This is a genomic window from Porphyrobacter sp. MBR-155 (assembly GCF_040547625.1).
GTDB lineage: Bacteria > Pseudomonadota > Alphaproteobacteria > Sphingomonadales > Sphingomonadaceae > Erythrobacter.
The window spans coordinates 1-6,741 of the sequence record NZ_JBEPQB010000019.1 but is presented as its reverse complement, the minus strand read 5'-3'; the positions used below and the strand labels follow the sequence as shown (position 1 = coordinate 6,741).

Below are 6,741 nucleotides of genomic sequence, written 5' to 3'. Positions count from 1 at the left end.
ATCCGGTCAACGGCACCAATTTTATCGACATGCTCGACCTGTTCCTTGACGATCCGGAGACGCAAAGCATCATCATGATCGGCGAAATCGGCGGCTCGGCCGAGGAAGAAGCCGCCGCCTTCATCAAGGCCGAAGCCGCCAAGGGCCGCGCCAAGCCGATGGTCGGCTTCATCGCCGGCCTCACCGCCCCTCCGGGTCGCCGCATGGGCCATGCTGGCGCGATCGTTTCCGGCGGTCAGGGCGGCGCGGAAGACAAGATCGCGGCGATGGAAGATGCGGGCATCCGCGTCAGCCCCTCGCCATCGCTGCTGGGGGAAACACTGGCCGCGATGCTCAAGGAAAACGCCTGATGATGCTGGAAAACAAGGTTGTCGCCATCACCGGCGCGGGGCGCGGCGTTGGCCGTGAAATCGCGTTGCTATGCGCGAGGCAAGGTGCGTCAATCATAGTGAACGACCCTGGCGTCGGCGGCGGCGGCGAAGGGGGTGATGCTGGTCCCGCGCAGCAAACCGTTGACGATATCATCGCCGCCGGCGGCAAAGCGCGCGCCAATCTTGCCTCGGTAGTCGATCCGGTCGGAGCCCAATCAATCGTCGAGGACGCCGTCCAGCATTTCGGACGGATCGATGCTGTGGTCAACAATGCGGGGATTCTGCGCGATGCGATCTGGCACAAGCTGAGCCTCGAGGATTGGCGCGCGGTGATCGACGTGCACCTCAACGGTGCCTTTAATGTTAGCAAGGCGGCGACTCCCTATTTCCGCGAGCAGCAATCGGGCAGCTTCGTCCACTTTACGAGCACGTCCGGCCTGATCGGCAATATCGGGCAGGCGAACTACTCGGCTGCGAAACTCGGCATCGTTGGCCTTTCCCAGTCGATCGCGCTCGATATGGCCCGCGCTGGGGTGCGTTCGAACTGCATCGCGCCCTTCGCATGGAGCCGCATGACCGCCTCGATTCCTGCAGAGACGCCCGAACAGCAGGCGCGGGTGGAACGGCTGAAGACAATGAGTGCCGACAAGATCGCGCCGCTTGTGGTCTATCTCGCCTCCGATGCAAGCCAAGGCGTGACCAACCAGATCTTCGGGGTTCGCAAGAACGAGATCGTGCTGTTCGACAAGCCGCGTCCTGTACGCTCCATGACGAAGACCACCGGATGGACGCCCGAGGCGATCGCCGACGAGCTTATCCCGGCTTTCCGGCCCAGTTTTGCCCGCGCCGACGAAGTCAGTGCGGATGTCTTTCCCTACGACCCGATCTGAGGACCTGCCCCGTGAACAATGGCGTTTCCGGCATGGACGCCGGTGTATTCGACCAATTCATCGAGCAATTGCAACGCTATGTGCGTGAGCGTTTGCTGCCTGCCGAGAAACAGATCATCGAGACGGACCGGATACCCGAGGACATTGTGCGGGAGATGCGGGAAATGGGATTGTTCGGCCTGACCATGCCTGAAGAGTTCGGTGGGGCTGGGATGAACATTCAGCAGTATACGCGCACCATCCGTGAGCTCAGCTACGCGATGCCGTGCTATCGCTCGATCACCTCGATCAACATCGGCATGGTGTGCTCGGCACTAAAAAATGGTGGGACCGAGGAGCAAAAGGCCGAATGGCTGCCGCGCCTGGCTGCTGGCGAGATCGCCTGCTTCGGGCTCACCGAACCTGGCTCGGGTTCCGACTCCGCTGCCATGCAGACCATGGCCGTCAGATCAGGCAATGGCTGGGTTCTGAATGGCACGAAGCGCTACATCACCAATGCTCCCTATGCCGATGTCGCGCTGATCATGGCGCGCACCAGTAAAGAGGCGCTTCCCAAGAACGCGCATGTCAGCGCTTTCCTGGTGCCGATGGACACGCCGGGGATCACCGTTGGCAAGCCCGACAAGAAGATGGGGCAGGCTGGCAGCCACATCGCTGACATCATAATGGACAACGTGCATCTTCCTGCCGACGCCCTGCTGGGCATGCAGGAGGGTAGAGGTTTCGCCACCGCCATGCAGAGCCTCGACAACGGGCGCCTCTCGGTTGGCTCGGCCGCCACCGGCTATGCTTGTCGTGCGCTCGATTCCGCGCTGCGCTACGCCAACGAGCGCAAGGCCTTCGGCGAGCCAATCGCCAATTTTCAACTGATCCAGCAGATGCTCGCCGATAGCGAGATCGAGATTTACGCCGCGGAATGCATGCTTGAAGATGCTGCACGGCGCGCCGACCTTGGTGAGAACGTGCTGCGCAAGGCTGCGGCGGCCAAGGTTTACGCAAGCGAGATGTGCGGGCGTGTCGTCGATCGTGTGGTGCAGATCTATGGCGGCGCTGGCTACCTTGCCGAATATGACGCCGAGCGGTTCTTCCGCGACTCGCGCATCTACCGCATCTACGAGGGCACGACGCAAATCCTCCAGCTCCAGATCGCCAAGCACATGCTGCGCGATTGGGCGCAGCGGGGCTGATCGGCCCATGTACCAGCTCCTGACGGGTCTGTCCGTGATCGAGGCCTCGTCCTTCGTCGCTTCGCCGACCGCCGGGCTTTATTGCGCTCAGTTCGGTGCGGACGTGATCCGCGTCGACCAGATCGGCGGCGGGCCGGACTTCCGGCGCTGGCCGCTCACCTCCGGCAACTCCTCCCTGTATTGGGAGAACCTCAACCGGGCCAAAAAGTCCGTAGCCCTCAACCTCGGACGCCCCGAAGGACGCGAGCTTCTGCAGGATCTGATCCGCGCCACTGGCCAACTCATTACCAATTTCCCGGTGGGCGGGTTTCTCTCGCACGAGACGCTCTGCCAGGGCCGCGGGGATCTCATCACGGTGAGGGTGATGGGCTGGGCCGACGGTGCTCCGGCGCTCGACTACACCGTCAACAACGCGGTCGGCTATCCGACGATGACCGGACCGGGGCCAGAGCCGGTCAACCACGTCCTGCCTGCCTGGGACCTGCTTTCGGGCGCCTATGCCGCGTTTGCCCTTTTGGCGGCTCTTCAGCGCCGCGCCCAGACCGGCGAGGGCAGCGAGGTGCGCATTCCCTTGTCGGATGTCGCGATCGGGACGGTCGCCAATCTCGGCGGCATCGCCGAGGTGCTCTACGAGGGAGACAATCGTCCCCGGCTCGGAAACGCGGTCTACGGCCTGTTCGGGCGCGATTTCGTAACCGCCGATGCTGTCCGGACCATGATCGTTGTCGTCACCCCGCGTCAGTGGGCCAACCTCGTCGCCGCCCTCAGGCTTGAGGAGCAAATCGCCGCCGTTGAGAACGCACGCGACGTATCCTTCGCCAGTAACGACGGCTTGCGGTTCACTCACAGGGACGCGCTCTACCCCATCTTCGAAGCTGCGATCGGCGCCCGCAATCACGCCGATCTTGCCGCCGTTCTTGATGCTGGCGGGATCGTGCACAGCGCCTACCGCACCATGCTCGACGCCGCACACGATCCGCGTCTGGTGGGTGAGAACCCGGTGTTCAGCGCCTTCCGGGACAACCCCTCGGGTTTCGCCTACCCTGCGGCCGGCTCCTTCGGAACCATACCCCAGTTGGAACGCAACGCACCGTTGCCTGCACCGCGCAACGGCCAGCACTCCGAAGAGGTCCTGACCGAGCGCCTCAAGCTATCCTCGGGGGCAATCGCCCGCCTGATCGACACCGGAATTGTAGGAACCGCCCAATGACCTTGCGCCGCGCCGCCATCGTTTCTCCCATCCGGACCGCAGTGGGCAGGTTTGGCGGGAGCCTAGCGCCGCTTACCGCCGGTCAGCTCGGTGCCAAAATCCTCAAGGCCCTGGCGGAGCGCACCAGTATCGATCCGTCGAGGGTAGACGACGTGATCTTCGCACAGGGCTACGGCAATGGCGAAGCTCCGTGCATCGCACACTGGGCATGGTTGCTCGCAGGCCTTCCAGAGGATGTGCCTGGTTACCAGCTCGATCGACGCTGTGGTTCCGGACTGCAGGCGATCGTGAACGCGGCGATGATGGTTCAGACCGGGGTTTCGGATGTCGTAGTTGCTGGCGGTTGCGAGTCCATGTCCAACGTTGAGCATTACAGCACGGATCTGCGTAGCGGAGTTCGTTCGGGCAACGTGACTCTGCACGATCGCCTGACGCGCGGGCGGGTCATGAGTCAGCCAGTCGAGCGGTACGGCATCATCAGCGGTATGATCGAAACCGCCGAGAACCTTGCGAGGGATTGGAACATCGACCGTGAGGCGTGCGACGCCTATGCCGTCCGCAGCCACCAGCGCGCCGCAGCGGCTTGGGCAAACCGTTTATTCGATGACGAATTGGTTCCGGTGGCGGTTCCGCAGAGGAAGGGTGACCCGGTACTTTTCACCCACGACGAAGGCTATCGCGTCGATGCCAGCATGGACACACTGGGCAAGCTGAAGCCACTTGAGGGCGGCGTGGTGACGGCGGGCAATGCAAGCCAGCAGAACGATGCAGCCGCGGCTTGCCTTGTGGTTGCCGAAGACAAGCTGGCGGAACTGGGGCTTGAACCGATCGCCTTCTTCCATTCTTGGGCAGCTGCGGGTTGCGATCCGTCGCGGATGGGGATTGGCCCTGTTCCAGCGACCCAGCGGCTTTTCGCAAAGAACGGATTATCGTGGGCTGACATCGGTCTCATTGAATTGAATGAGGCCTTCGCACCGCAGGTGCTGGCTTGCTTGAAGGCCTGGGGATGGTCCGACGACGACGGCCGCCATGACATGCTCAACGTAAACGGTTCGGGGATCTCGCTTGGCCACCCGATTGGTGCGACGGGAGGCCGCATCCTCGCGAACCTTACCCATGAAATGCATCGACGCGACGTAAGATACGGCCTCGAGACGATGTGCATCGGCGGCGGGCAGGGCATCGCAGCGGTGTTTGAAAAGGCATGAGCGTGAAGTTCGCAAAGGCATTGGATGCTGCGCGAGCATTCCGCAACAGGGCAGGCGCGGCGGCGAGTGCCATCGATCGGACGGACCAGCGCGCGCACCATGGCTTTGCCTGGATCGCGACCAGCGTCGCAGCGCTTGAAGCTGTAATTGATTGGCTTGAGTCCAATGATGGCGGCAGCGAATTGGACCGCGACGTGGCGCTTTTGGCTTTTGCCGAGACGCTGGCCCAGCTGACCGGAGGTCTGCCGATGGCGCAGAACGAGCTCTTGCGCCCCTGTGACTTGGGCTTGGCAGAAGCTGCGCGAGACCTTGCAGCGACCTGTGAAACGATTAACACGAGCCACGCGAAAACCCGCGCCGCGGTCGCTGTCGCGCTGGCCGCTGGCGAATGGCCCAGCGAGGGCTTAGGGGACGTCGAGCTCGACGCGATCAGGGATCAGTTCCGGCGTTTCACCAATGCCGAAGTGCTGCCCCACGCGCACAAGTGGCACCTCGCCAATGCTCTGATTCCGGACAATACTGTGTCGAGGATGGCCGAACTGGGCACCTTCGGGGTGACCATACCCGAGGAATTTGGCGGCTTAGGGCTTGGGAAGCTTGTAATGTGCCTCATCACCGAGGAACTGTCGCGAGGCTGGATCGGAGCCGGATCGCTCGGCACCCGCAGTGAAATCGCCGGCGAACTGATCGCGATGGGCGGAACGTCCGCGCAGCGCGAATACTGGCTGCCGAGGATTGCGAGCGGCGAGGTCCTGCCAACTGCTGTCTTCACCGAACCCGACACTGGTTCCGATCTTGGCTCGCTTCAAACCCGTGCGCGCCGTGTTGGTAAGGGCTGGGCTATTGACGGTGCCAAGACATGGATCACCCATGCGTCTCGCTCCGATCTGATGACCCTGCTATGCCGGACTGATCCAAGCGTGAAGGGCCATGCCGGCCTGTCCATGCTGCTGGTACCCAAGACGCGCGGCACCGAAACAGTTCCATTCCCCGGAGATGGCATAAGCGGCAGCGAGATCGAAGTCCTAGGCTATCGTGGGATGCGTGAATATGCGCTGCAGTTCGATGGGATGTTGGCCCCCGCCGACGCCCTGCTGGGCGGCGAAGAGGGGCAAGGCTTCAAGCAGCTCATGCGAACCTTTGAAGGCGCCCGAATCCAGACTGCGGCGCGCGCTGTCGGCGTTGCCAGGCGGGCGTTGGAATTGGGGCTCGACTATGCTGTCGGACGCAAGCAATTCGGCAAGATGCTGATCCACTTTCCTCGGGTGGCCGACAAGCTGGCAATGAGCCTTGTGGACTTCGTGCTGTCTCGTGAGCTGACCTATGCCGCTGCGCGCGCCAAGGATACCGGCAAGCGCTGCGACATCGAAGCGGGGATGGCCAAGCTGCTGGCTGCCCGCGCTGCCTGGGCTAACGCCGATGCCGCGCTGCAGATCCATGGCGGTAACGGCTATGCGCTCGAGTACGAGATTAGTCGCATCCTGTGTGACGCACGAATCCTGAACATTTTCGAAGGTGCCGGCGAGATCCAGGCACAAGTGATCTCCCGCGGATTACTGGAAGGGCAGAATAGATGACTCAATCAGAAGACCTTGGTGAAATCCGTCGCGCCGTGCGCGGTCTGTGCGAAGGATTTCCCGGTGAATACTGGCGCGCGAAAGATGCGGCGCGCGAATATCCGGCAGAGTTTGTCGATGCGCTGACCAAAGCGGGGTTCCTCGCCGCGCTGATCCCGGCCGAACACGGCGGCAGCGGGTTGAGCCTGGCAGCAGCCTGCGTAATCATGGAGGAAATCCAGGCAAGCGGGTGCAACGGATCATCCGCCCATGCGCAAATGTATATCATGAACACGCTGCTGCGTTACGGCAGCGAGAG

At 62.5% G+C, this 6,741-nt stretch carries 6 protein-coding genes and 1 pseudogene; all 7 read left to right on the top strand.

Annotated features, from left to right (window positions below; all coding sequences use genetic code 11):
• Positions 1–350: pseudogene (locus tag ABIE62_RS14655) on the top strand (succinate--CoA ligase subunit alpha); the annotation flags it as partial.
• Positions 351–352: 2 nt separating this feature from the next.
• Positions 353–1,261: an SDR family NAD(P)-dependent oxidoreductase gene (locus ABIE62_RS14650; protein ID WP_354327123.1), complete on the top strand. Its 909-nt coding sequence runs from the start codon at positions 353–355 to the stop codon at positions 1,259–1,261.
• Between the two features lie 32 nt (positions 1,262–1,293).
• Positions 1,294–2,448, top strand: coding sequence for an acyl-CoA dehydrogenase family protein (locus ABIE62_RS14645; RefSeq protein WP_354327121.1), 1,155 nt, complete (start codon positions 1,294–1,296; stop codon positions 2,446–2,448).
• A gap of 7 nt (positions 2,449–2,455) precedes the next feature.
• Complete coding sequence (locus ABIE62_RS14640; RefSeq protein ID WP_354327120.1) at positions 2,456–3,658, top strand: CoA transferase; 1,203 nt, start codon at positions 2,456–2,458, stop codon at positions 3,656–3,658.
• On the top strand, positions 3,655–4,866 hold the full coding sequence (locus tag ABIE62_RS14635; protein ID WP_354327118.1) for an acetyl-CoA C-acetyltransferase: 1,212 nt from the start codon (positions 3,655–3,657) through the stop codon (positions 4,864–4,866). The genes ABIE62_RS14640 and ABIE62_RS14635 overlap by 4 nt, the downstream gene beginning before the upstream one ends.
• Positions 4,863–6,443 (top strand): acyl-CoA dehydrogenase family protein, encoded by a 1,581-nt coding sequence (locus ABIE62_RS14630; protein ID WP_354327116.1) that lies wholly within the window; start codon positions 4,863–4,865, stop codon positions 6,441–6,443. The genes ABIE62_RS14635 and ABIE62_RS14630 overlap by 4 nt, the downstream gene beginning before the upstream one ends.
• Positions 6,440–6,741 (top strand): acyl-CoA dehydrogenase family protein (locus ABIE62_RS14625; protein ID WP_354327115.1); only part of this gene is annotated, 302 nt, incomplete at its 3' end. The genes ABIE62_RS14630 and ABIE62_RS14625, both read left to right, overlap by 4 nt.

Excerpts from the sequence above, each read along its gene's own strand:
- ABIE62_RS14650 (WP_354327123.1), top strand. The coding sequence starts at position 353 with ATGCTGGAAAACAAGGTTGTCGCCATCACCGGCGCGGGGCGCGGCGTT.
- ABIE62_RS14640 (WP_354327120.1), top strand. The coding sequence starts at position 2,456 with ATGTACCAGCTCCTGACGGGTCTGTCCGTGATCGAGGCCTCGTCCTTC.
- ABIE62_RS14635 (WP_354327118.1), top strand. The coding sequence starts at position 3,655 with ATGACCTTGCGCCGCGCCGCCATCGTTTCTCCCATCCGGACCGCAGTG.
- ABIE62_RS14630 (WP_354327116.1), top strand. The coding sequence starts at position 4,863 with ATGAGCGTGAAGTTCGCAAAGGCATTGGATGCTGCGCGAGCATTCCGC.
- ABIE62_RS14645 (WP_354327121.1), top strand. The coding sequence starts at position 1,294 with ATGGACGCCGGTGTATTCGACCAATTCATCGAGCAATTGCAACGCTAT.